Here is a 24,598-nt window from a genome sequence, read left to right as displayed (position 1 = left end):
GAATACTGGGTGGCCAGTTGGCATTTAAGCGCCGCCTTATAACAAAGGCTCTAACTACTACCAACAAGGCCCCCCAGCCAAATACGTATTAATGCGTGCTGATTCTTTCCTTGGAATCACCGTCGCGCTTTTCATCCTTTGCGACAATCTCGGGAGCCACATCTGGCAAGGGCTCCGGGGCGTATTGCAGCGCAATTTGGAGGACTTCGTCAATCCATTTCACGGGTTTAATCTGCAGATCCTGCTTAATATTCTCAGGAATTTCTTTCAGATCCCGCACATTCTCTTCTGGAATGATCACGGTCTTGATTCCGCCACGGTGTGCAGCCAGTAGCTTTTCCTTCAAACCGCCAATCGCCAACACCTGACCACGCAAGGTAATCTCGCCGGTCATTGCCACATCGGCACGCACTGGAATCTGGGTCAGCGCCGAAACCAACGCCGTGCACATACCGATGCCCGCGCTTGGACCATCCTTCGGCGTTGCGCCCTCAGGCATATGGATGTGGGTGTCACGCTTCTCGTGGAAGTCCGCCGGAATACCCAGGCTGCGGGCACGGCTACGGACAACGGTCTGCGCTGCCGTGATCGATTCGACCATGACATCACCCAGCGAACCAGTCTTGATCAACTGACCTTTCCCCGGAACCACAGCCGCCTCGATGGTCAGCAACTCGCCGCCCACCTGAGTCCAGGCCAGCCCTGTAACCTGACCCACCTGATCCTGCTGTTCAGCCAGGCCGTAACGGAACTTGCGCACGCCGAGGAAATGCTCGAGCTGATCGCCGCTCACCTTGACGGCCACCTGCTTCTGCTGCCCGGTGTGCTCCTTGACCACCTTGCGGCAAACCTTGGCAATCTGACGCTCAAGGCCACGCACACCGGCTTCACGGGTGTAGTAACGGATGATGTCGCGAATCGCCGTGGTATCGATGTCCAGCTCGCCTTTCTTCAGGCCGTTGGCCTTGATCTGCTTCGGCACCAGGTACTTGACGGCGATGTTGATCTTCTCGTCCTCGGTGTACCCCGGCAAACGGATGACTTCCATCCGATCCAGCAAGGCTGGTGGAATGTTCATCGAGTTCGAGGTGCAGAGGAACATCACGTCCGACAGGTCGTAATCGACCTCCAGGTAGTGATCGTTGAAGTTGTGATTCTGCTCTGGATCCAGCACCTCCAGCAGTGCCGACGCAGGATCGCCACGCATGTCGCTGCCCATCTTGTCGATTTCATCGAGCAGGAACAGTGGGTTACGCACGCCAACCTTGGTCATTTTCTGGATCAGGCGACCCGGCATGGAACCGATGTAGGTGCGCCGGTGGCCACGAATCTCGGCCTCATCACGCACACCACCCAACGCCATGCGCACGAACTTGCGATTGGTCGCAGCAGCGATCGACTCCGCCAGGGAGGTCTTGCCGACACCCGGCGGGCCTACCAGGCACAGTACCGGACCACGGATCTTTTTGACCCGCTTCTGTACGGCGAGGTATTCAAGGATCCGCTCCTTGACCTCTTCCAGACCGTAGTGGTCAGCATCAAGGATTTCTTCGGCCTTGGCCAAGTCCAGGCGGACCTTGCTCTGGGCTTTCCACGGCACCTGCACCAGCCAGTCCAGGTAGGAACGTACCACGGTCGCCTCAGCAGACATTGGCGACATCTGCTTGAGCTTGTTCAGCTCGGCTTGAGCCTTGGCATAGGCATCCTTGGGAAGACCAGCCTCATCGATGCGCTTTTTCAGCTCTTCGACTTCGTTGTGGCCTTCTTCGCTATCACCCAGCTCTTTCTGAATGGCCTTCATCTGCTCATTCAGGTAGTACTCGCGCTGGCTGCGCTCCATTTGTTTCTTGACCCGGCCACGGATGCGCTTCTCGACCTGCAGCAGGTCGATTTCGGCGTCCAGCAGCGCCAGGACATGCTCAACCCGGGCACCCAGGTCGATGATTTCCAGGATTTCCTGTTTCTGCTCGATCTTCAGCGCCATGTGCGCGGCCATGGTGTCGACCAGACGACCTGGCTCATCGATGCTGTTCAGCGACGACAGGACTTCAGCCGGGACTTTCTTGCCCAGCTGGACATATTGCTCGAACTGCGACAGCAGCGTACGCACGAACACTTCGGATTCGCGGTCAGCGGCTTCCGACTCGTCGATCAGTGCGACTTCGGCACGAATGTGCCCTTCAACTTCGTTGAAACGCTCGACAGCACCGCGCTGCTCACCCTCGACCAGCACCTTGACGGTGCCATCAGGCAGTTTTAGCAGTTGCAGAACCGTAGCGATAGTGCCCACGCGATACAGGGCGTCTTCGCCTGGATCATCGTCGGCTGGATTCTTCTGGGCCAGCAGGAGGATCTGCTTCTCGCCCGTCATCGCGGCCTCGAGGGCTTCGATGGACTTCTCGCGCCCCACGAACAGCGGGATGACCATGTGCGGATAGACGACCACATCACGCAATGGCAAAAGAGGCAAGTCGAGGGTTGTCTTCATGATTTCGCCTCTACAGCGGCCTTGTGGCCGCAAAACCGATGGAATTTAAGCTTGAACCTAATGTGGGGGCAGCCCCTTAAAAAAACAAGCTCTACGACAGGAAAAGCAAAGGGGCCCGAAGGCCCCTTGCTGGTTCGAGCCGGTGAAGGGCTCAGGCATCAGGTGCAGCTTTGGCTTGCGGCTCGCTGTTTTCGTAAATCAACAGCGGCTGCGAAGATCCATCGATGACACTCTCGTCGATCACCACCTTGCTGACATCCTTCTGTGAAGGAATTTCGTACATGGTGTCGAGCAGAATGCCCTCGAGAATAGAACGCAGGCCACGTGCACCGGTCTTGCGTTCCAGCGCCTTGCGAGCGACGGAGCGCAAGGCGTCGTTGCGGAACTCCAGGTCCACGCCTTCCATCTCGAACAGCTTGGCGTACTGCTTGGTCAGGGCATTCTTCGGCTCGGTAAGAATCTGCATCAAAGCCGCTTCATCCAGCTCGTCGAGGGTTGCCAGCACTGGCAAACGACCGACGAATTCAGGAATCAGGCCAAACTTGACCAGATCATCCGGTTCGACTTCACGCAGCGACTCGCCAACCTTCTTGCCTTCCTGCTTGCTGCGCACTTCGGCAGTGAAGCCGATGCCGCCGCGGGTGGAACGGCTCTGGATAACCTTTTCCAGGCCAGAGAACGCACCGCCACAGATGAACAGGATGTTGCGCGTATCGACCTGCAGGAACTCCTGCTGCGGGTGCTTGCGACCACCTTGCGGCGGAACGGAAGCGACCGTGCCTTCGATCAGCTTGAGCAGCGCTTGCTGCACGCCCTCACCCGACACATCGCGGGTAATGGACGGGTTGTCCGACTTACGCGAAATCTTGTCGATTTCGTCGATGTAGACGATACCCATCTGGGCTTTCTCGACGTCGTAGTCGCACTTCTGCAGCAGCTTCTGAATGATGTTCTCGACATCCTCACCGACGTAGCCCGCTTCAGTCAGCGTGGTGGCATCGGCAATGGTGAACGGCACATTCAACAGGCGCGCCAAGGTTTCAGCAAGCAGCGTCTTGCCCGAACCGGTCGGGCCGATCAGCAGGATGTTGCTCTTGCCAAGTTCGACGTCGTCGTTTTTCTTGTCGCGTTGGTTCAGGCGCTTGTAGTGGTTATACACCGCTACAGCCAGGACCTTTTTCGCGCGTTCCTGACCAATGACGTACTGGTCCAGGATGGCGCTGATTTCTTTCGGCGAAGGCAATTTATGCGCACTGCTCTCGGCCTGGGCTTCCTGCACCTCCTCACGGATGATGTCGTTGCACAGGTCGACGCACTCGTCGCAGATAAATACCGAGGGGCCGGCAATCAACTTGCGCACTTCATGCTGGCTTTTGCCGCAGAAGGAGCAATAGAGCAATTTGCCGTTGTCCTCGCCGTTACGGGTGTCAGTCATTCGATCGATCCAATCCGGTAGGCTTGCAACACAAGATGAAGGCAATTGCGGGCTTTTTCAAGTCCGCAGGTGGCTGGACGGGCCAACCACCTGCTTTTGAGTCGATCAAGCAGTCATTTGACGCTTGTCGAACACCGAGTCGATCAGGCCGTACTCGGCAGCGCGTTGAGCGCTCATGAAGTTGTCACGGTTGGTGTCACGTTCGATGGTTTCGATGGACTGGCCAGTATGGAACGCCAGCAGCTCGTTCAGACGCGAACGAATCGAAAGGATTTCCTTGGCATGGATGTCGATGTCCGACGCCTGGCCTTGGAAACCACCCAGTGGTTGGTGAATCATCATCCGCGAGTTCGGCAGGCAATGACGCTTGCCCTTGGCACCACCGGCCAAAAGGAATGCACCCATGCTGCAGGCCTGGCCAATGCAGATGGTGGAAACATCAGGCTTGATGAACTGCATGGTGTCGTAGATCGACATGCCGGCAGTCACCGAACCACCCGGCGAGTTGATGTAGAGATGGATATCCTTGTCCGGGTTTTCCGCTTCAAGGAACAGCATCTGCGCCGCTACCAGGTTAGCCATGTAGTCCTCTACCGGGCCAACCAGGAAGATGATCCGCTCCTTCAAGAGGCGCGAATAGATATCGTAGGCACGTTCGCCACGAGCGGATTGCTCGATAACCATCGGGACCAGACCGCCTGCGGCCTGGATGTCAGAGCTCTGCTGATAATAAGAATTGCGGGACATGTCCTGCACTCACTCCCAAATAGTCATGTCTTGAATACGCATAAGCCAGCACGAAGGCTGGCTTATGGTGTTTTCCTACGAGAGAAGGAAATCAGTCGGCAGTTGGTGCCTGTGCCGGCTTGACAGCTTCTTCGTAAGAGACCGATTTATCGGTCACAGTCGCTTTCTGAAGAACAGTATCCACAACTTGTTCTTCCAGCACAACCGAACGGACTTCGTTCAGTTGCTGGTCGTTCTTGTAGTACCACGCCACGACCTGCTCTGGCTCCTGGTAGGCCGAAGCCATTTCCTGGATCAGCTCACGTACGCGGTCTTCGTCAGGCTTCAGCTCGTTCTGCTTGACCACTTCGGCAACGATCAGGCCCAGCACGACGCGACGCTTGGCTTGCTCTTCGAACAGCTCGGCAGGCAGTTGCTCTGGCTTGATGTTACCGCCGAACTGTTGAACGGCCTGAACGCGCAGACGGTTCACTTCGTTTTCCAGCAGGGCCTTCGGCACTTCGATCGGGTTGGCAGCCAGCAGGCCGTCCATTACCTGGTTCTTGACCTTGGTCTTGATTGCCTGACGCAGCTCACGCTCCATGTTCTTGCGAACTTCGGCGCGGAAACCATCGACACCGGCTTCCTTGATACCGAACTGGGCGAAGAACTCTTCGGTCAGCTCAGGCAGCTTTGGCTCGGAAACGCTGTTGACGGTAACGGTGAACTCTGCGGCCTTGTTGGCCAGGTCCAGGTTCTGGTAGTTCTCTGGGAAGGTCAGGTTCAGAACGCGCTCTTCACCCGCCTTGGCACCGACCAGACCTTCTTCGAAGCCTGGGATCATGCGGCCGGAACCCAGCACCAGCTGGGTGCCCTTGGCCGAACCACCGGCGAAGACTTCGCCATCGATCTTGCCAACAAAATCAATGTTCAGTTGGTCTTCGTTCTGAGCCGCACGCTCTGCCACTTCGTAACGGACGTTCTGCTTGCGCAGTACTTCCAGCATGTTGTCCAGGTCGGCATCAGCCACTTCGGCGCTCAGGCGCTCAACGGCGATCGACTCGAAGCCGGCAACGGCGAACTCAGGGAATACTTCGAAGGTGGCAACGTATTCCAGATCCTTGCCCTTTTCGAACACTTTTGGCTCGACGGCAGGGGCGCCAGCCGGGTTCAGCTTCTGCTCAACCACAGCTTCATAGAACGTGGCCTGGATCAGGTCGCCCAGGGCTTCCTGACGGGCTGCGTCTTCGTAACGCTGACGAATCACGCTCATAGGCACTTTGCCAGGACGGAAGCCTGGGACCTTGGCGCGACGGGCAGTCTGTTGCAGACGCTTGTTGACTTCGGTCTCGATGCGCTCGGCCGGAACGCCGATGGTCATGCGGCGCTCGAGAGCGGAAGTATTTTCAACAGAAACTTGCATGGATATTCCTCGTTGCACAGACGTTAGCCGGCGATACCCGACTCCAGAATCAAGGGCAAGCATTCTAGTAGCTCAAACACCAGAAGTCACCCCGTTCAAGACGATGGGAAACCACACCGGTCCTTTTGTATGAAGGGGTATCCGTCGAAATGGCTGGATACCCGCAAACCAAGGCGTACCGGGCGACACGAGACGCCGCTCGATTTTACCCGCCCACCTCGGCAAACCTTTTCAAAACACTACAAACCGATACCAATCACGGCGCGGTTTCGTCGAGCTCATTAAACCCGCAGTATTCTTCCCAGCCCATGCCCAGTGCCTCGGCCACTTCGCGATGCACTTCCAGGCGCATGGCCTGCAGCTCCTCGGGAGACTCTGCAATCAGTTGCAGCGCCAGTTCCCAGGGCTGGAGCCCCTGCATCTCGGCTTCATCCTCGAATGCCCACTGGATCTGTTGCGCCTGATCGTGCTCGCTAAGCTGGGCCATTTCGGCCAGCAACTGCGGATTGGCCTCGGCGAAACGCTCCAGGGCAACAGCCTGGCGGAGCTCTTTTGCGATCATATAGTTCTTCCTTCCTGCAGCCGACAGCTCAGCCACTGCCTCAACCGGCTGAAATCTATCAGCTTTCGGACCATTGTCACCAGTCGGGCGTACGCTGAACACCTTGGCGCCACGGGTCTTCACGACGCCGACGACCAGATAACACTCGTCTGATCCAGATCAAACCCGACCAACCCTTTTGCGATTCAATTGAAACCTGAACGCTCAGATCGCCCTGCGCGCCAAAGCGTACACCTGTGGCTTGCCCCACCCCCACAGCAGATCACCTCACAAATAAAGGCAACACCTACCGAATATCAACACAAAGGAGATATGAAAATGGCTAACTCCGAAAAAAAAATGCCGATTCAACACGAAGAAAAAACCAGCCAACATCCGGCAACTTCCGACCTGTGGCGCCCCTTTGAAAAACTGCGCCAGCAGGTTGATCATCTGTTCGAAGACTTCAACCGGGGCTCGTTTCCCACCCCATTCAGCCGGGGCCTGTTTGATGCCGAACCCTTCTGGCGCAGGGAACTGATCGGCCGCAACGTCCCCGCCGCGGACATTTCCGACAAAGAAAAAAGCTATGAAATCACAGTCGAGCTTCCCGGCATGGATGAAAAAAACATCGAGGTGAAGCTGTCCAATGGCAGCCTGATCATCAAAGGTGAAAAGAAAGAAGACAAGGAAGAGAAAAGAAAGGGGTACTACCTCTCCGAACGCCACTACGGCTCGTTTGAACGGGTATTCAACATACCCAAAGAGGTCGACGCCGACAAAATCGAAGCCAGCTTCAGCAAAGGCATATTGACAGTATCGCTACCGAAAAAGCCTGAGGCCATGAAGCCCGAGAAAGTCGTGCCGATCAAAAGCAGCTAAAGCCAGGCACCCGCCCCTTGCTTCAACGTCGGCGAGGGGCTCTTTAGAAGACATCACAGGCTTTTGCAGGGTGGCCACGTGGATGGTTGATGCGCCGTCGGCCGCTGTACTTCAGCACGAATCGGAGAGCAGCAATGGACAAATACCAGCACAGCCAGAAAGACAAGCTGTTCAAAACAGACAAAACAGATCCGTATCTAGAAGCTCACCGACCTGGTGGCTCAGCACAATGCCCAGAATGTGGCGCCAAATACCATGCAGGCCAGTGGTCATGGCATGCCGATGCGTCCCACGTCTCGGTCGAAAACTTTGTCTGCCCGGCATGCAGGCGAGTCGCCGACCGCGCAGCAGCAGGTCAAGTGAGGCTGGCAGGAGGGTTTCTGCAAAAGCACCGCGAAGAACTTGTTCATCTTGTCCGCAATACAGAAGCCAGAGAAAAGGCCGAACATGCCTTGGAGCGATTGATTGACGTAGCAGAGGACGGCGATGAGCTGCTGGTCACTACCACCGGCCTTCACCTCGCCAATCGCATCGGCCATGACCTGGAAGCGGCCTATGACGGAGACACCAGCTATCGGTACAGCGACAGCGAGTTCTACCTCAGCGTTGACTGGCATCGAGACTGATCAAGCACAGCGGCAAAAGCCAGCCATCAGAAACGAAAAAAGGCAGCCGCTGTGGCTGCCTTTTTTCTGCCTGTGTTCCAGAAGTGCTCCCAGTACGGGCGTGTAGGTCACTTCGCAGGACGGCTCCCATAGCAAAGGCCGTGAAGAGCAACTCGCTGCAGGTTTGACATTCCTACACTCTGCGCTGGAAAAGTACGACAGAGGATCATACAAACCCCGAAACACTCCGCTGTAGCGGCAGGCCGGGCAGCCAAATGCAAAAAACCAGCGCAGGGGCTGAGCTCGCCTTGGTGATCTCTAGAGCTCGAAACCCAAGCGCTCTTTCAACAGCTGCCCGCCATAAGCCTTACCGAGCTCAAGCAGAACGCCAAGACCTGCTACATCAGCTTTTCAGCACCTTCCTTGGTTCGCCGCCAAACTTCATGGTCGCGGACGACAGTCCATGCTGAAGGTCCGAAACGCTCGTCGAATCCGTCGCCAGACTTTTCGCCCATTCAACTGACAGTTGAATAATGCACCATTTTTGGTACACTCGCCGTATGAGTGAAACGCCACCAACATTGAACGTCAGTTTTTATCGCACGGAAGCAGGTAACGAACCGGTGCGCGAATGGCTGACCGAAGTTCCCCGCGATCACAAGCGGATGATCGGAACCGAAATCAAAACGGTTCAGATCGGATGGCCAATCGGAATGCCGGTTGTCAGAAAGCTTGAGAAAGGCTTGTGGGAGGTCAGGGTAAACCTTGTCGATACCATAGCTCGCGTGCTCTTCACCGTGGACGGGAACGTGATGGTTCTGCTTCACGGCTTCATCAAGAAAAGCCAAAAAACACCAGCGTCTGACTTGGAAACCGCCAGGCAACGCAAAGCAACACTAGAGAGGAACAAGCAATGAATCAGCACATCGGCTCCGATTTCGATGATTTCCTTGCTGAGCAAGGTCTCGCAGAGGAAGTGTCCGCTGCTGCCCTCAAGCGCGTTATCTCTTGGCAGATCGCCGAAGCCATGAAGAGCCAGAAAGTAACAAAGAAAGTCCTGGCTGCACGCATGCATACTAGTCGTACAGCAGTGGACCGCGCGCTCGACCAAGATGATCCAGGAATGACCTTGGCGACCTTGGCCAGCGCCGCCAGAGCACTTGGCCAGCGCGTTGAGGTTAGACTGGTGCCAGAGCAAGAAGCAGCTCACGCATAGCCTTATGCCCTATCCGATAAGCCCGCCAAGCGCGGGCTTTTTCATGCCTACTGCTTCTTCGTTGGCGTCTTCGGCCTGCCCTTCTCCTGCGGCACGGCCGCGTCACAGCACATCAGGAGGCAGAAGGCAGAAGGCAGGACGGGATCATCTGTTTAGAAAACCCCATCCATAAAGCAAAAAAGGCAGCCAGAATGGCTGCCTTTTTCGTTGCCCCGCTCCCAAAGTGCTCCCAGATCCTTCCCGCTTTCAGGACTATCGGGATAAAACTCTTTGAAAACAGGCGCTTATATGGTGCGGACGAAGAGACTCGAACTCTTACAGCTTGCGCCGCTGGAACCTAAATCCAGTGTGTCTACCAATTTCACCACGTCCGCGTGAAGCGTTTAAAGCAAAGGCGCCGGACTATTCATCGGGCGCCTTTTAGAATATGGGGTGGACGATGGGGATCGAACCCACGACAACAGGAGTCACAATCCTGTGCTCTACCAACTGAGCTACGCCCACCATATTGCGATACTGCTTTACTTGTGCCAAAGCTGCCTAATGGCGCACCCGGCAGGACTCGAACCTGCGACCATCCGCTTAGAAGGCGGATGCTCTATCCAGCTGAGCTACGGGCGCATATTTAATCTGCTTTCGTTTAAGATTACAAACTAACTTTTCAGTCCCGCCAAACAAGCTTAAAATCCGCTCATTCTGCCTGACCTTGCTAACCAGTGCTAGGCTCTGCCCGACAAGTGCGACGAATGTTATAGACGGGCGGCAGGGTCGTCAACTCTTTTTTGAAAAAAATTCATTTTATTTAAGGGCTTAGAGCATTTGCCAGACCAAGCGCCTTTGCCCTAGGGCTGTGTCATGCGAGAATGCGCGCTCTTTTTATTCCCTCTCGATGGTTAATCACGCGTCATGACTGCACAACTTATCGACGGCAAGGCGATCGCCGCCAGCCTGCGCCAGCAGATCGCCCAACGTGTCGCGGAGCGCCGCCAGCAAGGCCTGCGCACGCCTGGCCTGGCAGTGATCCTGGTTGGCAACGACCCCGCCTCTCAAGTCTATGTTTCGCACAAGCGCAAGGATTGCGAAGAGGTCGGCTTTATCTCTCAGGCCTTTGACCTGCCTAGCGATACCACGCAGCAAGCCCTGACCGACCTGATCGATCGCCTTAATAACGACGCGAACATCGACGGCATCCTGCTGCAGTTGCCGCTTCCGGCTCACCTGGATGCATCGCTGCTGCTTGAGCGCATTCGCCCGGACAAGGATGTCGACGGCTTCCATCCTTACAACGTCGGTCGCCTGGCTCAGCGCATTCCTCTGCTGCGCCCCTGCACGCCGAAAGGCATCATGACCCTGCTGCAGAGCACCGGTCAGGACCTGTACGGCATGAATGCCGTGGTGGTTGGCGCGTCGAACATCGTTGGCCGCCCAATGGCGATGGAACTGCTGCTCGCGGGCTGCACCGTGACCGTCACCCACCGCTTCACCAAGGATCTGGCAGGCCACGTCGGCCGTGCCGACCTGGTCGTTGTCGCCGCTGGCAAGCCAGGCCTGGTCAAAGGTGAGTGGATCAAGGAAGGCGCCATCGTCATCGACGTCGGCATCAACCGCCAGGAAGATGGCAAGCTGGTCGGCGACGTGGTTTATGAAACCGCCCTGCCACGCGCTGGCTGGATCACGCCGGTTCCAGGTGGCGTCGGCCCGATGACCCGCGCCTGCCTGCTGGAGAACACCTTGTATGCGGCAGAAACGCTGCATAAGTAAGGCATCAGGCGACTGAAAGAACGGCACCTGCGAAGGTGCCGTTTTTTTTGCACTCGAAAAACCCGATCGCCCTGCCAACTCGCTCGACGCCATCGCCGCAGCCGATTGCGCTGCATCACGACCGAATTCAGCTTTCCCGGCTGAGCGCAACACTGGCTTCAGCCGGGATTTACACCGCATCCCACGGACAATAGGCACACAGCCAACCCTGGATGCGTGCCTCGATGCAAACCACCAATACCGTCTTGATGATCCGCCCGGCGCGGTTCGCCTTCAACCCGGACACGGCCGTCAACAACCGCTTTCAACAACCCTTCCTCGCCCCCGAACAGGCGCAGCAGAAAGCGCTGGAAGAGTTCGATGGCTACGTCGATACCCTACGCCAGCACGGCGTAGAGGTACTGGTCGTGCAGGACACCCCTGCCCCTCACACCCCAGACTCGATCTTCCCCAACAACTGGTGGAGCAGCCACGCCGACGGCAGCCTGGTGCTCTACCCGATGGAAGGCCAGAACCGCCGCCTGGAGCGAAACAAAGGGGTCCTGCGCGTACTGGAAGAACGCTTTGCGATTCACACCACCATCGACCTGAGCCCGCTGGAACAGCAAAGCATGTTCCTCGAAGGCACCGGCAGCATGGTGCTGGACCGCGAACACCGGATCAGCTACGCCTGCCACTCCGGACGCACCCACACCGAGGCGCTGCGCCAATTTGCCGAACAACTGGATTACCGCCTCTGCGTGTTCCATGCCGTCGACCGGCACCACGCACCGATCTACCACAGCAACGTGATGATGAGCGTTGGCACTGACCTCTCGGTGGTGTGCCTGCAAGCCCTGCCTGATGCCAACGAGCGGCAGGCCTTGGAGCGTTCCCTGCGCGACACCGGCAAAGACATCCTGGCACTGGACTTCGATCAGCTTGAAGGCTTCGCCGGCAACATGCTCGAAGTCCACGACAAACACGGCCAGCCGTTGCTGGTGATGTCGCGCAGCGCCTGGGCCTCGCTACAGCCCAGGCAACGCGCCCAGATTGAACAGCACAGCCGCCCGGTAATTGTGAACATCGATCACATCGAACGCATCGGCGGTGGCAGCGCCCGCTGCATGCTCGCCGAAGTCCACCTGCCCGCTCGCAACTAAACTGATTATAAGAAGGAGAACAGCATGACCCGTTATCTCGACGTTACCGACCTGAGCCACCTGGTGACTCGCAAAGGCTTGAGCACCTGCCTGCGCGAGATGGCCGAGTACATTCGCCAGGACTACCTGCGCTGGCACGACTTTGAAAAATGCCCGCGCCTGGCCAACCATTCGCCCGATGGGGTCATCGAACTGATGCCGGTGTCCGATGCCAACCTGTACGCCTTCAAGTACGTCAACGGCCACCCGAAAAACACCCAGCGCGGCATGCTCACGGTCATGGCGTTTGGCGCGCTTGGCGATGTCGACACGGGCGCCCCGGTACTGCTGAGCGAGATGACCCTGACGACCGCCCTGCGCACCGCCGCTACCTCGGCCCTGGCCGCACGCTACCTGGCCCGCCCTGGTAGCCGCAGCATGGCGCTGATCGGCAACGGCTCACAGAGCGAGTTTCAAGCCCTGGCATTCCACGCCCTGCTGGGCATCGAGGAAATCCGCCTGTACGACCTCGATCCGCAGGCTACCGCCAAGCTGATCGCCAACCTGAGCACCTTCCCGGCACTGAAGCTGGTTCAGGCCAGCTCTGTGGCCGATGCCGTTCGCGGTGCCGACATCGTCACCACGGTCACCGCCGACAAGGCCTACGCCACCATCCTCACCCCGGAGATGATCGAACCGGGCATGCACCTCAATGCTGACATCGTCGAAGGTGCCCGGGTAATCGTTGAATATGAGCCGCAAAGCCGTATCGAAGGCGAGATCCAACAGATGCCGGCCAACTCTCCGACCACCGAGTTCTGGCAAGTCGTAAACGGCCAGGCCGTTGGCCGCGAGAATGACACCCAGGTGACCCTGTTCGACTCGGTCGGTTTTGCCCTGGAAGACTACTCAGCCCTGCGCTATGTACTGGACGAGGCCAAGGCACTCGGGATTGGCCGCGAGATCGAACTGGTACCTGAACTGGCCAACCCGAAAGACCTCTTCGCACTGCTGCGTGACCCTGCCGAAACCCTGGCAAAAAAACGCGCCTGAAGCCGCCCAACCTGCTGCGCCAATGGGCAGCAGGTCGGAAAACGCTGCACGAAAGCCCAAACACGCCATGCAACAGCCGAATCGGCTGCGCGACAACCGTTAACAGCACAATACGGTAGCCCAGCCCGGCTGAAACGACACAAAAAAAAGCGGCTCATCGCGCATTCTGAGGCCAGACCGAAGAGTCAGTTAAAGACCAAGCCAAGCCTCTCCAACTTTTTACTGCCCTAAATCAATTACAAAACCAAGGGATACCCTCATGACTTCATTTCGAAAGGTTCTTAGCGTGCTGCTCCTTCCGCTGTGCGCAAGCGCGGCTCAGGCTCAGGCTCAGGAATGGAAAGAAATTCGCTTCGGTGTCTACCCTGAATACCCACCGTTTGAATCGGTAGCCGCGGACGGAAGCCTGCAAGGCTTTGACATCGAATTGGGCAATGCCATTTGTGCCAAGCTGCAAGTCAAGTGCATTTGGGTCAACAACGAGTTCGACGGCATGATTCCGGCTCTGCGCGCACGCAAGTTCGACGCAATCATGTCCTCCATGGCCGTGACCCCCGCACGGCAGAAGCAGATCGACTTCACTGACCGCCTGTTCCTCAGCCCGACATCAGTGATCACCCGCAAAGGTGCAGAGTTCGGCGATACGCCAGAGTCGCTCAAAGGCAAGCAGGTCGGCGTGCTGCAAGGCTCGCTGCAAGAGGCCTATGCCCGCGCCAAGCTGGCGCCGCTGGGCGCACAGGTCAAGGCTTACCAAGCGCAGGATCAGAACTATGCCGACCTGATGAACGGCCGACTGGACGCCACCCTGACCGACAAGCTGGAAGCTCAGCTGAACTTCCTGGCCAAACCCGAAGGTGCCGACTTCAAGACCGGGCCGGCCATCAAGGACCCCACCTTGCCGCTGGACATTGCGATGGGCCTACGCAAAAACGACAGCGAACTACGCGCCTTGCTGAACAAAGGCATCGCCGAGGTCCTTGCCGATGGGACCTTCGCCGAAATCCAGAAAAAGTACGTCGGCGACCTGGATATCTACAACGAGTAAATCTGTCTGCGGCCAGCCACCCTGCTGGCCGCAGCGGTATCCACTCCAGCTTCTGACGAGACTTTCCCCGTGAATGACTTCCTCCACTCAATCGGCCTGCAAGCCCTGAGCCTGCAGGGCTTTGGCCCCCTGTTGGCGCAAGGGGCCTGGATGACCCTGAAACTGGCGCTGCTGTCGCTGGCGTTGAGCCTGAGCCTGGGCCTAATCGGCGCCTGCGCCAAGTGCTCGCCGCTACGCGTGCTGCGCGTACCTGCCACGCTCTACACCACGCTGATTCGCAGCGTGCCAGACCTGGTACTGATCCTGCTGATCTTCTACACCCTGCAACTGTGGCTCAACGACTTCACCGAAATGCTGGGCTGGAACTACATTGAGATCGACCCGTTCATGGCCGGCGTGATCACGTTGGGTTTCATCTACGGCGCCTACTTCACCGAGAATTTTCGCGGCGCCATTCTCAGTGTCCCGGCAGGCCAGCTTGAGGCCGCTAAGGCCTACGGCCTGAATCGCACCCAACGCTTCCGCCTGGTGCTGTTCCCACAACTGATGCGCTTCGCACTGCCAGGGCTGGGCAACAACTGGCTGGTACTGCTCAAGTCCACGGCGCTGGTCTCGATCATCGGCCTGGCCGACCTGGTCAAGGCCGCACAAAACGCCGGCAAGACGACCAACAACACCCTGTACTTTCTGATCCTCGCCGCGCTGGTCTACCTGGTCATCACGACCCTTTCAAACCGACTCTTCAAACGCCTGGAGCGGCGCTACAACACGGGCATCAAGGGGCTGGCATCATGATCGAACTGCTTGAGCAATATGGCCTGGCCTACCTCTACAGTGATGGCGCCGGTTTTTCCGGGCTGGCCATGACCCTGTGGCTGTTTATCATCACCACCGTCCTGGGTTTCTTTCTGTCGCTGCCCTTGGCCCTGGCCAGGGTTTCACGCCGGCTCTGGCTGCGCTGGCCCGTGGAGTTCTACACCTATGTATTTCGCGGCACACCGCTCTACATCCAGCTGCTGATCTGCTACACCGGCCTGTACGGGCTGGAAGTCGTACGCGACAACGCCCTGCTCGACTCGTTCTTCCGCAACGCGCTGAACTGCACCCTGCTCGCCTTCGTCCTCAACACCTGCGCCTATACCGTGGAAATCTTCGCCGGGGCTATTCGCAATATCCCCCACGGCGAAATTGAAGCGGCCCAGGCCTATGGCCTGTATGGCTGGCGCCTGAACCTGTTCGTGGTCCTGCCGGCCGCCCTGCGCCGTGCGCTACCGGCTTACAGCAACGAACTGATCCTGATGCTGCACGCCACCTCCCTGGCCTTCACCGCAACCATTGCCGACATTCTCAAGGTAGCGCGTGACGCCAACGCCGCGACCTTCCTGACCTTCCAGGCCTTCGGTGTCGCCGCCCTGCTGTACATGCTGCTGTCCTTTGCGCTGGTCGGGCTGTTCCGCCTGGCCGAGCGCCGCTGGATGCGTTTTCTTGTTCCTGTCCGAGGCTAAACCATGACCCTTTCTGCACACGCCTTGTCGTCCCATAACGAGCAGCTACCTGAACCCTTTCCAATGGCACGTCACGCCAGCATCGCCAATACGGCAGCGGTCAAGCTGACCGTCGAAGACCTGCACAAGCACTACGGCGATCATCAGGTGCTCAAGGGCGTCTCACTGCAAGCACGCAAAGGCGACGTCATCAGCCTGATTGGCGCCAGCGGCTCGGGCAAAAGCACCATGCTGCGTTGCATCAATTTCCTTGAACAACCCGATGCAGGCGCGATTACCCTCGATGGCCAGACCATTGAAATGCGCCAGGGCCGCGCAGGCGTGCGCGCCCCGCACCCTGCTCAATTGCAGAACCTGCGTACGCGCCTGGCCATGGTGTTCCAGCACTTCAACCTGTGGAGCCACATGACCGTGCTGGAGAATATCTGCCTGGCCCCTCGCCGCGTCCTCGGTGTCAGCGCACAGGACGCCGAAGCTCGCGCCCGCGCCTACCTGGACAAGGTCGGCCTGCCATCACGCGCGGCCGATCAGTACCCGGCATTCCTCTCCGGCGGGCAACAGCAACGGGTTGCCATCGCCCGCGCACTGGCCATGGAGCCGGAAATCATCCTCTTCGACGAACCCACCTCAGCGCTCGACCCAGAGCTGGTGGGCGAGGTACTCAAAGTCATACAGACGCTGGCCGAGGAAGGTCGTACCATGCTCATGGTCACCCACGAAATGGGCTTTGCCCGCAAGGTGTCCAGCCAGGTGTTGTTCCTGCATCAGGGCCGGGTCGAGGAACAAGGCAGTGCCGCGATACTCGACCACCCGCAGAGCGAACGCCTGCAGCAATTTCTATCCAACCGTTTGAAGTGAAGCAGATCCGCATGGAAAACAAGGCCAACAGCCCCCTCTGCGCGCCCCCTTTGGACCGGATTGATGAAGCGATCATTGATGTACTGCGCCATAACGGGCGGATCACCTATGAAAAGCTGTCATCACTGGTGCACCTGACGCCCCGCCCGTGCCTTGAGCGGGTGCGCAAGCTGGAACGACGCGGCGTGATTCGCGGCTACGGTGCAATCATCGATGTGCAGATGGTGTCACCGGGGCTGTCGCTGCTGGTACTGGTTGCCCTCTCCAACCAGAGCGGACGCGCGGCGCAAAAAGCGTTTGAAGCCTGCGTGCGGGCCTGCCCACAGGTTTTTGAATGCCAGCTGATCAGCGGCCACTTCGACTACAGCCTGCGCATGCGCTGCCGGGACATGGAACACTACCGGGTGCTGACCGAAACCTGGATGAACAACGACGAGTTGCACATCGACAAACTGGTGGCGCACCCGGAGCTGGCCGTCGTGAAGAATACCGCCCCGCAACTGTAGCAACCGGCGCTGTCGGCGATGCGGGTGGCGCACCAGAGGTTGATCGAGTGCACCTGCATCACCAGCACCGCTGACGCCTACACCGTCAGCGGTGCCAATACGCCCCATTCGGGTGGCTGCACGTAACCCCCGACCCAACCCGTCACATCGGTGGCCGGCATGGGTCGGGCAATGCAGTACCCCTGGGCCATGTCGCAGCCCAAGTCCATCAGCAACTGACCATGCTCAACCGTTTCCAGGCCTTCGGCAATCACCTGACGACCGAACGCCCGCGCCAGGCTAATCACCGCACGGGTCAAGGCCAGGTCATCCTGATCATGGAGGATGTCGCGGACAAACGACTTGTCGATCTTGATCGTCTGGGTTGGCAGACGCTTGAGGTAACTCAGTGATGAGTAACCCGTGCCAAAATCATCCAGAGAAAACTGTACGCCCAGCTCCTGACAAGCGTCCAGGCACTGGCTGACCCGCTGGATGTTTTCGATGGCCACCGATTCAACGATCTCCAGATCCAGCATGTTTGGCGCCACCGCGGCATGGCGGTGCAGCAGTTGCTTGAGCCGCTCGACAAAATCCGAGCGCTGGAAATGCCGGGCCGCGATGTTCACGCTCACCGACCAACAGAAGCCGTCCTGCTGCCACCGGTGCATTTGCGCCATGGCCTGATCGATCACCCATTCACCAATATCGACGATCAGGTCGGTCTGCTCCACCAGCGGTAGAAACTCCGCTGGCGACACCAGGCCTTTGACCGGATGCTGCCACCGTAGCAAGGCCTCGAAACCGATCACCGCACCTGTGCGCATGTTGACCTTGGGCTGGTAGTACAAGCACAGCTCGCCCTTGGCCAACGCCTGGCGCAAGCGTTCAACGGTCTGGTGAGTGGCCTTGACCTCCTTGTCCAGCGAAACGTCAAACAGGTGGTAACGGTTACGCCCGCTTTGCTTGGCCACATACATGGCCTGGTCGGCATGACGCAGCAAGGTATCGGCATCGTCATTGTCGAGCGGGAACAACGTCACCCCAATACTCGCGCTGACACTCAAGTCCTGACCGTTGATGGCGTAAGGCGATGCAACTGCCGCGAGCACCCGCTGCAGGGCAATGTGCAGACGATAGTGGTCGTGAACATCACGCAATATCAGCACGAACTCATCACCGGACAACCGCGCCACGGCATCACCACCGCGCAGGATGCCCTTGAGACGGGCCGCTACCTCGACCAGCAACAAATCGCCACTGGCGTGACCATAGCCATCGTTGACTGCCTTGAAACCATCCAGATCAAGCATGCACACCGCCAGCTGCGTGCCCTCTTGCCGGGAAAAATCCAGAGCTTGCGTCAACAGGTCAGAGAGGTAGGCGCGGTTGGGCAAGCCCGTCAGCACATCGTGGCCAACCCGCCATTGCAACGTGCGCAGCAACTGACGCTTCTCGCTGACATCAAAGCGAATCGAAACATACTTGCGCACCTTCCCGCTCAATGGGTCAATCAATGGCACCATCGTGCTGTCGACCCAATACAACGAGCCGTCCTTGGCACGGTTGCAGATCTCGCCTTTCCAGACCTTGCCCTTCACCAGGGAGCGCCACATATCCTGAAAAAACTCCGGATCATGCAAACCCGAATTCAAGATGCGGTGATTGGCCCCAAGCAACTCTTCGCGGCTGTAACCGGAAATGCTGCAAAACTGTTGGTTTACGTACGTAATCCGACCCGTCAGATCGGTCTCGGAAAAGATCGCAGCCGCATCGACTGCCGCGCGGTAATTATCGTCCATGACGTCCTCAACACCCTGCCGACTATCGATTGAATCGCTCGACTAGGGCGCGCAGGCCCGAAGAGATACGCTCCAATTCACCACCCCGTGTCGCTGCGGCATTCGCGTTCTGTGCGGTTTTCTGTACCGTTCCAGCAACCGTATTGATCTGCCGCGACACGTCTTCGGCGACATTCGACTGCTCCTGAGAAGCAGTCGCCATCTGATGGCTCATGTCGCTGATGCGCTCTACGGCTTCGCGAATGCCTTGCAAGGCACGCTGTGCTTCAAGCACCTGCGCAACGCCCTGCTCAGCTTCCTGAATGCCCAGGTTGGCAATGCTGACCGCTTCCTCGGCACCCGTACGCAGGCTTTCGATGACCGCCTGAATCTGCAGGGTCGACTGACGGGTCTTGCCCGCCAGTGCCCGCACTTCATCAGCCACCACCGCAAAGCCACGCCCTTGCTCGCCCGCCCGCGCAGCCTCAATGGCGGCATTGAGCGCCAGCAGGTTGGTCTGCTCGGCAATCGAACGGATCACGCTGGCGGCAATCATGATGTCCTGGGTCTGCCCGGCCAGGTTTCCGACAGCCTGGTTGATCTGGGTGACCGTACTGGCCAGCAACTGAATCGCTTCGCGAGTGGTACCCGCTACCTGACTACCCTGATCGGCCAAGAGGTTGGCGGTTTGCGCTTCGCCTGCCGTTTGCTGCACATGCTGGGCAACCTCCGCGATGGACGCAGCCATCTCGGTCATCGCCGCCGCCGTCATGTCGGTTTCAGCACGCTGCTCGAGCAACGCCGCTTCCGTACTGCTGGACAAGCGACTGGAATCCGTCGCGGCTTCGGCCATCTGCTTGGCAAGATCGCTCAGGCGCGTGAGGGCAGTCTTCAACCGCGCTTCTTCACTGATCAGGATCATCTGAAGCTGCGCGCTCGGCCCCACGGCATCGGTGTAGGTCATTGCAACGATCGGGTCGGCGAAGGTATTGGGCGTAGACTCCATGATCTGTTCAAGCTGGCGCCCAAGGCGGCTGTGGCCGTAGAGACCAACCAGCCCAAACAGCCCAAGCGTGGCGCCCTGCCCCAGCAGGCCAGGGGCACTTTGGTTCACCGCAATCGCAACCCCAGCAGCCAGCACCGGCAACGCCAATGCCTTGCCAATGACCGCCGCGCGGCGCAGCACCGGCACGGCAGGCTTGCCTTCGCGCAAACGCGCATAGAGTGCCTCGGCACGCTGCACTTGCTCGCGGGTCGGCTTTACCCGCACCGACTCATACCCCACCAGGTGCCCATCCTCGAGCACCGGCGTGACATAGGCACTGACCCAGTAGAAGTTGCCGTTCTTGCAGCGGTTCTTGACGATCCCCATCCAGCTGTGGCCGGCCTTCAGGTACTGCCACATCAACTGGAACACCTCTGGCGGCATGTCCGGGTGACGTACAAGGTTGTGGGTACTACCGATCAGTTCTGCCTGACTAAAGCCGCTCATAGCGGCGAATTCGGCATTGCAGTAAGTGATTTTACTGGTGACATCGGTGGCGGAAACAAGGCGTTGATGCTCCGGAAACGTCTGCTCGACAGAGGTTACCGGCAAATTGAGACGCACGTTAGAACTCCGTTAGTGGCGGTCGTAATACTGGATCAAGTCCATGTTGAACCAGGCATTCAGACTTGTGTCTGACAATCCAATTCCACGAATTACATCACATTTATGACAGTAATGTTACAGGATCTGGCGTTGCCTAGCTCAACGAAATACCGTTAAGTTCTTGATTCTAAATGTGAATTAAGCGATGACAATTTCAAGTTTGGGTCCAGCCATCAAGCGCTACCGCAAGGTCGCAGGGCTTACTCAGGCTGATCTCGGCGAGAAAACCGGTTTTGACCCCAAAACCATCAGCCGCTTTGAAACCGGCTCCTATACCCCAAGCGTTGAAGCACTGTTCAACGTCGTGCACAAAGCCACCCCAAAGGACCTGGGAAAGCTGATTGCGGCGGTCGATATGGCCCTGTCCAGGCGTTAACACCAACAACAGCAACCAGACAGGCTTATCGCTAAACAGCGCTGCCTCATTTTTGGGGCGCGGAGTATATCTGATTCAGCCCCCGTGATGGGGGCTGAGGCGGGGCAGCGCCCGGAATTTTTAGAAGCGCCAGAACGAAGGTGTGAACAGCACCAGAACCGTCAGAATCTCAAGACGACCCAGCAACATGCCAACGGTCAGCAGCCACTTTGCGGCATCTGGCAGCGTAGAGAAATTACCGACCGGACCGATCACCGGGCCCAACCCCGGCCCCACATTGCAGACAGCCGTTGCGGCGCCAGTGAGTGCGATGGTCCAGTCCAGCCCGATCAACGCCAACCCCAAGGCAATGGCGGCGATGGTGGTGGTAAAGAAAAAGCAGAAGGTCAGCAACGAACGCACAATGTCCTCATCCAGCGGATGGCCGTTGTACTTGCTGCGAATCGTTGCGCGCGGGTGAATCAGTTGCGAAAGGCTGCCATGCAGTAACTGGCCGGCGACCTGAAAGCGAAAGATCTTCAAACCACCGGCAGTTGACCCCGAACAGCCACCGACGAATGTCAGGTAGAAGAAGAACAACACGGAAAACGTGCCCCACAGGGTGTAGTCCCCCAGCGCAACACCCGTAGTAGTAACCACCGATGTGACGTTGACCGCCACCAGACGCACCGCCTCCCACCACCCGTATGGCCCGTTGAAATGCAGCCAGGTTCCAAACAGCAACCAGGTCACCACCAGAAAGCCAATGAAACCACGCACCTGATGATCCTTGAACAACGCGCCTCTATTGCCCCGCAATACGGCCACATACAACGTAAAAGGCAAGCTGCCCAGGATCATCACCCCCACCGCGACCCAGTGAATGGACGGCTGCGACCAGTGCGCCAACGAACTGTCCGAGGTCGAGAAACCACCGGTGGATATCAGTGACATCGAGTGGTTGATTGCCTCGAATGGCGTCATCCCGGCCCACCAGAACGCCAGGTAGCCAATCCCGGTCAGCACCACATAGACCAGCAGAATGTATTTCGCCATCACATGGGAGCGCGGCAGCACTTTGTCCGACCAGTCTGACGACTCGGTCTGGAACAAACGCATACCACCGACGCGCAGCAGCGGCAGAATCGCTACCGCCATACCGATAAAACCGATGCCGCCCAACCAATGCAACATCGAGCGCCAGATCAGCAACCCCGGGGATGCGGTGTCCAGCCCGGTCAGTACGGTCGAGCCGGTGGTGGTGATACCCGACATGGTTTCAAAAAACGCATCTGTGTAGCTGATATCCCGAATGAACACCATCGGCAGCGCGGCAAAGGTACAGACCACAACCCAACTGGCCGTCGTCAGCAAGTACATGTCTCGCGGCCGCAAATGAGCATCCTCTGGACGCCCTTGGGCGACCAGCGCAATGCCGGTGATGAAGGTGATGACACCTGACCGAATAAACGCAGAGAGCCCATCCCGCTGCTCATAAAGCACCAAGGTGAACAGCGGGATCATCATGCTCACCGCAAGGGTGATGAGGAAGACACCGAGGATGAAACCGATCAAGCGGACTCTGGCAAGGGACATGTGCGGGCTCTGACTGGATGGCGCGCGCAAGTATCGTTACAGCGCAGCACACAGACGCGTAAAGAATCCGTAAAATTCAGCCGCTTCACGCCTCGTACAGCCGCCGCCCCCGCAGCCACTGTTGCGCCAACAACAGCGCCGACACTGTCTGCTCAGCAACAGTCATTCAACAGGGCGCACTTCAAGCAACACTTGAGCTTCCTGTAAAAAACCCATAACAACCTGATAAATAAAGCTTTTTAAACATGGAACAACTCTTGCTCCTGCCCCTGCTCCTTCAACAGCAACGGGCCTGTAGCCATGAGCACCCCTATCAAAGTCGTCGCCGTTTCCGGTGGCACGTTCCGCCCTTCGCGCACCCTGGTTCTGACCCAGGCCATTCTGGCTGAACTGGCGCAGCAACTGCCCATCGAGAGCAAGGTCATTGAGCTGGGGGATATCGTCCGCCCACTGGGCAGCGCACTCTCGCGTAAAGAACTGCCGGAAACCGTAGAGCATGAGCTGCGCGCAATCGAGTCCGCCGACCTGCTGATCGTCGCGGCGCCCGTCTACCGTGGCACCTACCCAGGCCAGTTCAAGCACCTGTTCGACCTGATTGGCCAGGATGCCCTGATTGATACGCCGGTACTGCTCGCCGCTACCGGAGGCAGTGAACGTCATGCGCTGGTCATCGACCACCAACTGCGCCCGCTGTTCAGCTTCTTCCAGTCGGTCACCCTGCCGATCGGGGTCTACGCCGCCGAAGCCGATTTCAGCAACTACCAGATCACCAGCACGGCCCTGCAAGCACGTATCCGCCTGGCCGGGGAAAAAGCCGCCGAGCAACTGAACGGTCACCGCGCTGTTTTACGTAAAATTGCCTGAGGCGCCAATATGAATGTTTTCTGGTTTCTGCCTACCCATGGCGACGGTCATTTACTGGGTACCAGTGAGGGCGCCCGCCCCGTCACCCTGCCCTACCTCAAACAAGTGGCCCAGGCCGCCGACAGCCTCGGTTACTACGGTGTACTGATACCCACTGGGCGCTCTTGCGAGGACTCCTGGGTGGTGGCTTCTGCATTGGCGCCTCTGACTGAGCGCCTGCGTTACCTGGTGGCCATCCGCCCCGGGATCATTTCGCCAACGGTCTCTGCGCGCATGGCCGCGACCCTTGATCGCTTGTCCGCAGGTCGCCTGCTGATCAACGTGGTGACCGGCGGTGACCCTGACGAAAACCGTGGAGACGGCCTGCATCTCAACCACAGCGAACGCTATGAGGCCAGTGGCGAGTTTTTGCATATCTGGCGGCGCGTGCTGCAGGGTGAAGCCGTGGACTATGACGGCAAGCACCTTCAGGTACAGAACGCCAAGGCGCTCTATCCACCCGTGCAAAAACCCTATCCGCCGCTGTATTTCGGCGGCTCTTCCGACGCGGCCCACGAACTGGCTGCCGAACAGGTGGATGTCTACCTGACCTGGGGCGAACCACCGGCGGCTGTCGCCGAAAAAATCGCCGATGTTCGTGCTCGTGCAGCCAAACACGGGCGTACCGTGAAGTTCGGCATTCGCTTGCATGTGATTGTCCGCGAGACGGCCGAACAGGCCTGGCAAGCAGCCGACAAGCTGATTGCCAACATCAGCGACGAAACCCTTGCCGCCGCCCAGCAGTCCTTTTCACGTTTCGATTCCGAGGGGCAACGGCGCATGGCCGCGCTGCATGGCGGTCGGCGTGACCAGTTGGAGATCTACCCGAACCTCTGGGCCGGCGTTGGCCTGGTGCGTGGTGGTGCAGGCACGGCCCTGGTCGGTGATCCACAGCAAGTGGCCGCACGGATCAAAGAGTATGCGGACCTCGGCATCGAGAGCTTCATCTTCTCCGGCTACCCGCACCTGGAAGAGGCCTACCGCTTTGCCGAACTGGTCTTTCCGCTGCTGCCGGAACCCTACGCGAGCCTGGCAGGCCGCGGTGTCACCAACCTCTCAGGTCCCTTCGGCGAAATGATCGCCAACGACGTGCTGCCCACCCAGGCAACAGCGCAACCGGCCTGATGGACGCGCCTCAAGCCCCCTTACTCACCGATGAGGACAGCCT

Annotated in this window: 22 protein-coding genes, 3 tRNA genes and 2 pseudogenes; 15 read left to right on the top strand and 12 right to left on the bottom strand. The window is 58.3% G+C overall.

Annotated elements, in window-relative coordinates:
- Positions 1-88 precede the first annotated feature (88 nt).
- The 5 genes from lon to IE038_RS06330 form a co-directional block, all read right to left on the bottom strand.
- Positions 89-2,488 (bottom strand): endopeptidase La, encoded by a 2,400-nt coding sequence (gene lon / locus IE038_RS06350; RefSeq protein WP_163936740.1) that lies wholly within the window; start codon positions 2,486-2,488, stop codon positions 89-91.
- Between the two features lie 151 nt (positions 2,489-2,639).
- Positions 2,640-3,923 (bottom strand): ATP-dependent Clp protease ATP-binding subunit ClpX, encoded by a 1,284-nt coding sequence (gene clpX / locus IE038_RS06345; RefSeq protein ID WP_065761178.1) that lies wholly within the window; start codon positions 3,921-3,923, stop codon positions 2,640-2,642.
- A gap of 105 nt (positions 3,924-4,028) precedes the next feature.
- A complete protein-coding gene (gene clpP, locus IE038_RS06340; RefSeq protein ID WP_065761177.1) occupies positions 4,029-4,670 on the bottom strand; it encodes an ATP-dependent Clp endopeptidase proteolytic subunit ClpP in 642 nt (213 codons plus the stop codon).
- A gap of 91 nt (positions 4,671-4,761) precedes the next feature.
- Positions 4,762-6,072, bottom strand: a complete 1,311-nt coding sequence (gene tig / locus IE038_RS06335; protein WP_163936743.1) for a trigger factor — start codon at positions 6,070-6,072, stop codon at positions 4,762-4,764.
- A gap of 256 nt (positions 6,073-6,328) precedes the next feature.
- Complete coding sequence (locus IE038_RS06330; RefSeq protein ID WP_163936746.1) at positions 6,329-6,634, bottom strand: DUF6388 family protein; 306 nt, start codon at positions 6,632-6,634, stop codon at positions 6,329-6,331.
- A 318-nt stretch (positions 6,635-6,952) separates the two neighbouring features.
- Between IE038_RS06330 and IE038_RS06325 the strand changes: the two genes are divergently transcribed.
- The 4 genes from IE038_RS06325 to IE038_RS06310 all read left to right on the top strand — a co-directional run bounded on the left by IE038_RS06325 (position 6,953) and on the right by IE038_RS06310 (position 9,316).
- Positions 6,953-7,495, top strand: coding sequence for an Hsp20/alpha crystallin family protein (locus tag IE038_RS06325; RefSeq protein WP_189395328.1), 543 nt, complete (start codon positions 6,953-6,955; stop codon positions 7,493-7,495).
- Positions 7,496-7,629: 134 nt separating this feature from the next.
- Positions 7,630-8,121, top strand: coding sequence for a BCAM0308 family protein (locus IE038_RS06320; RefSeq protein WP_163936752.1), 492 nt, complete (start codon positions 7,630-7,632; stop codon positions 8,119-8,121).
- 539 nt (positions 8,122-8,660) lie between these two features.
- Positions 8,661-9,017 (top strand): type II toxin-antitoxin system RelE/ParE family toxin, encoded by a 357-nt coding sequence (locus IE038_RS06315; protein ID WP_189395327.1) that lies wholly within the window; start codon positions 8,661-8,663, stop codon positions 9,015-9,017.
- Positions 9,014-9,316, top strand: coding sequence for an XRE family transcriptional regulator (locus IE038_RS06310; protein ID WP_163936755.1), 303 nt, complete (start codon positions 9,014-9,016; stop codon positions 9,314-9,316). Before IE038_RS06315 ends, IE038_RS06310 begins: the two co-directional genes overlap by 4 nt.
- A gap of 289 nt (positions 9,317-9,605) precedes the next feature.
- Here IE038_RS06310 and IE038_RS06305 read toward each other — a convergent pair.
- From IE038_RS06305 to IE038_RS06295, 3 genes are all read right to left on the bottom strand, one after another.
- Positions 9,606-9,690: transfer RNA gene (locus IE038_RS06305), tRNA-Leu, on the bottom strand.
- Between the two features lie 54 nt (positions 9,691-9,744).
- Positions 9,745-9,820 (bottom strand) — tRNA-His (locus IE038_RS06300).
- Between the two features lie 40 nt (positions 9,821-9,860).
- Positions 9,861-9,937, bottom strand: a tRNA-Arg gene (locus IE038_RS06295).
- A gap of 285 nt (positions 9,938-10,222) precedes the next feature.
- On the opposite strand from IE038_RS06295, the gene folD reads away from it, so the two are divergent.
- From folD to IE038_RS06255, 8 genes are all read left to right on the top strand, one after another.
- Complete coding sequence (gene folD, locus IE038_RS06290) at positions 10,223-11,077, top strand: bifunctional methylenetetrahydrofolate dehydrogenase/methenyltetrahydrofolate cyclohydrolase FolD (protein ID WP_163936758.1); 855 nt, start codon at positions 10,223-10,225, stop codon at positions 11,075-11,077.
- Between the two features lie 224 nt (positions 11,078-11,301).
- Positions 11,302-12,219, top strand: coding sequence for a citrulline utilization hydrolase CtlX (gene ctlX, locus IE038_RS06285; protein WP_163936761.1), 918 nt, complete (start codon positions 11,302-11,304; stop codon positions 12,217-12,219).
- Positions 12,220-12,243: 24 nt separating this feature from the next.
- On the top strand, positions 12,244-13,251 hold the full coding sequence (ocd, locus tag IE038_RS06280) for an ornithine cyclodeaminase (protein WP_189395326.1): 1,008 nt from the start codon (positions 12,244-12,246) through the stop codon (positions 13,249-13,251).
- A gap of 259 nt (positions 13,252-13,510) precedes the next feature.
- Complete coding sequence (locus IE038_RS06275) at positions 13,511-14,296, top strand: ABC transporter substrate-binding protein (protein ID WP_163936767.1); 786 nt, start codon at positions 13,511-13,513, stop codon at positions 14,294-14,296.
- Positions 14,297-14,365: 69 nt separating this feature from the next.
- Positions 14,366-15,091: an ABC transporter permease gene (locus IE038_RS06270; RefSeq protein ID WP_189395325.1), complete on the top strand. Its 726-nt coding sequence runs from the start codon at positions 14,366-14,368 to the stop codon at positions 15,089-15,091.
- Positions 15,088-15,801, top strand: a complete 714-nt coding sequence (locus IE038_RS06265) for an ABC transporter permease (protein ID WP_163936770.1) — start codon at positions 15,088-15,090, stop codon at positions 15,799-15,801. The genes IE038_RS06270 and IE038_RS06265 overlap by 4 nt, the downstream gene beginning before the upstream one ends.
- Before the next feature lie 63 nt (positions 15,802-15,864).
- Positions 15,865-16,659, top strand: coding sequence for an ABC transporter ATP-binding protein (locus IE038_RS06260; RefSeq protein ID WP_229775633.1), 795 nt, complete (start codon positions 15,865-15,867; stop codon positions 16,657-16,659).
- A gap of 11 nt (positions 16,660-16,670) precedes the next feature.
- On the top strand, positions 16,671-17,165 hold the full coding sequence (locus tag IE038_RS06255; RefSeq protein WP_163936776.1) for an Lrp/AsnC family transcriptional regulator: 495 nt from the start codon (positions 16,671-16,673) through the stop codon (positions 17,163-17,165).
- A gap of 77 nt (positions 17,166-17,242) precedes the next feature.
- On the opposite strand, the gene IE038_RS06250 is transcribed toward IE038_RS06255, so the two are convergent.
- The 3 genes and pseudogenes from IE038_RS06250 to IE038_RS25220 all read right to left on the bottom strand — a co-directional run.
- Positions 17,243-18,946, bottom strand: a complete 1,704-nt coding sequence (locus tag IE038_RS06250; protein WP_189395324.1) for a putative bifunctional diguanylate cyclase/phosphodiesterase — start codon at positions 18,944-18,946, stop codon at positions 17,243-17,245.
- 22 nt (positions 18,947-18,968) lie between these two features.
- Positions 18,969-19,466: pseudogene (locus IE038_RS25225) on the bottom strand (methyl-accepting chemotaxis protein); the annotation flags it as partial.
- A gap of 789 nt (positions 19,467-20,255) precedes the next feature.
- A pseudogene (locus IE038_RS25220) lies at positions 20,256-20,417 on the bottom strand (PAS domain-containing protein); the annotation flags it as partial.
- A 304-nt stretch (positions 20,418-20,721) separates the two neighbouring features.
- On the opposite strand from IE038_RS25220, the gene IE038_RS06240 reads away from it, so the two are divergent.
- On the top strand, positions 20,722-20,952 hold the full coding sequence (locus IE038_RS06240) for a helix-turn-helix transcriptional regulator (protein WP_163936782.1): 231 nt from the start codon (positions 20,722-20,724) through the stop codon (positions 20,950-20,952).
- A gap of 120 nt (positions 20,953-21,072) precedes the next feature.
- On the opposite strand, the gene IE038_RS06235 is transcribed toward IE038_RS06240, so the two are convergent.
- The gene (locus tag IE038_RS06235) at positions 21,073-22,527 is read right to left on the bottom strand and encodes a TrkH family potassium uptake protein (RefSeq protein ID WP_189395323.1); all 1,455 of its coding nucleotides are present in this window, start codon (positions 22,525-22,527) and stop codon (positions 21,073-21,075) included.
- A 300-nt stretch (positions 22,528-22,827) separates the two neighbouring features.
- Between IE038_RS06235 and msuE the strand changes: the two genes are divergently transcribed.
- Entirely contained in the window at positions 22,828-23,391 is a 564-nt protein-coding gene (msuE, locus tag IE038_RS06230; protein ID WP_163936784.1) for an FMN reductase, read from the top strand.
- A gap of 9 nt (positions 23,392-23,400) precedes the next feature.
- On the top strand, positions 23,401-24,555 hold the full coding sequence (ssuD, locus tag IE038_RS06225) for an FMNH2-dependent alkanesulfonate monooxygenase (RefSeq protein ID WP_163936787.1): 1,155 nt from the start codon (positions 23,401-23,403) through the stop codon (positions 24,553-24,555).
- Positions 24,556-24,598 lie beyond the last annotated feature (43 nt).

Source organism: Pseudomonas laurentiana (assembly GCF_014648275.1).
Lineage (GTDB): Bacteria > Pseudomonadota > Gammaproteobacteria > Pseudomonadales > Pseudomonadaceae > Aquipseudomonas > Aquipseudomonas laurentiana.
The sequence above is the reverse complement of the archived record's forward strand: the minus strand, read 5'-3'. Positions and strand labels throughout refer to the sequence as shown.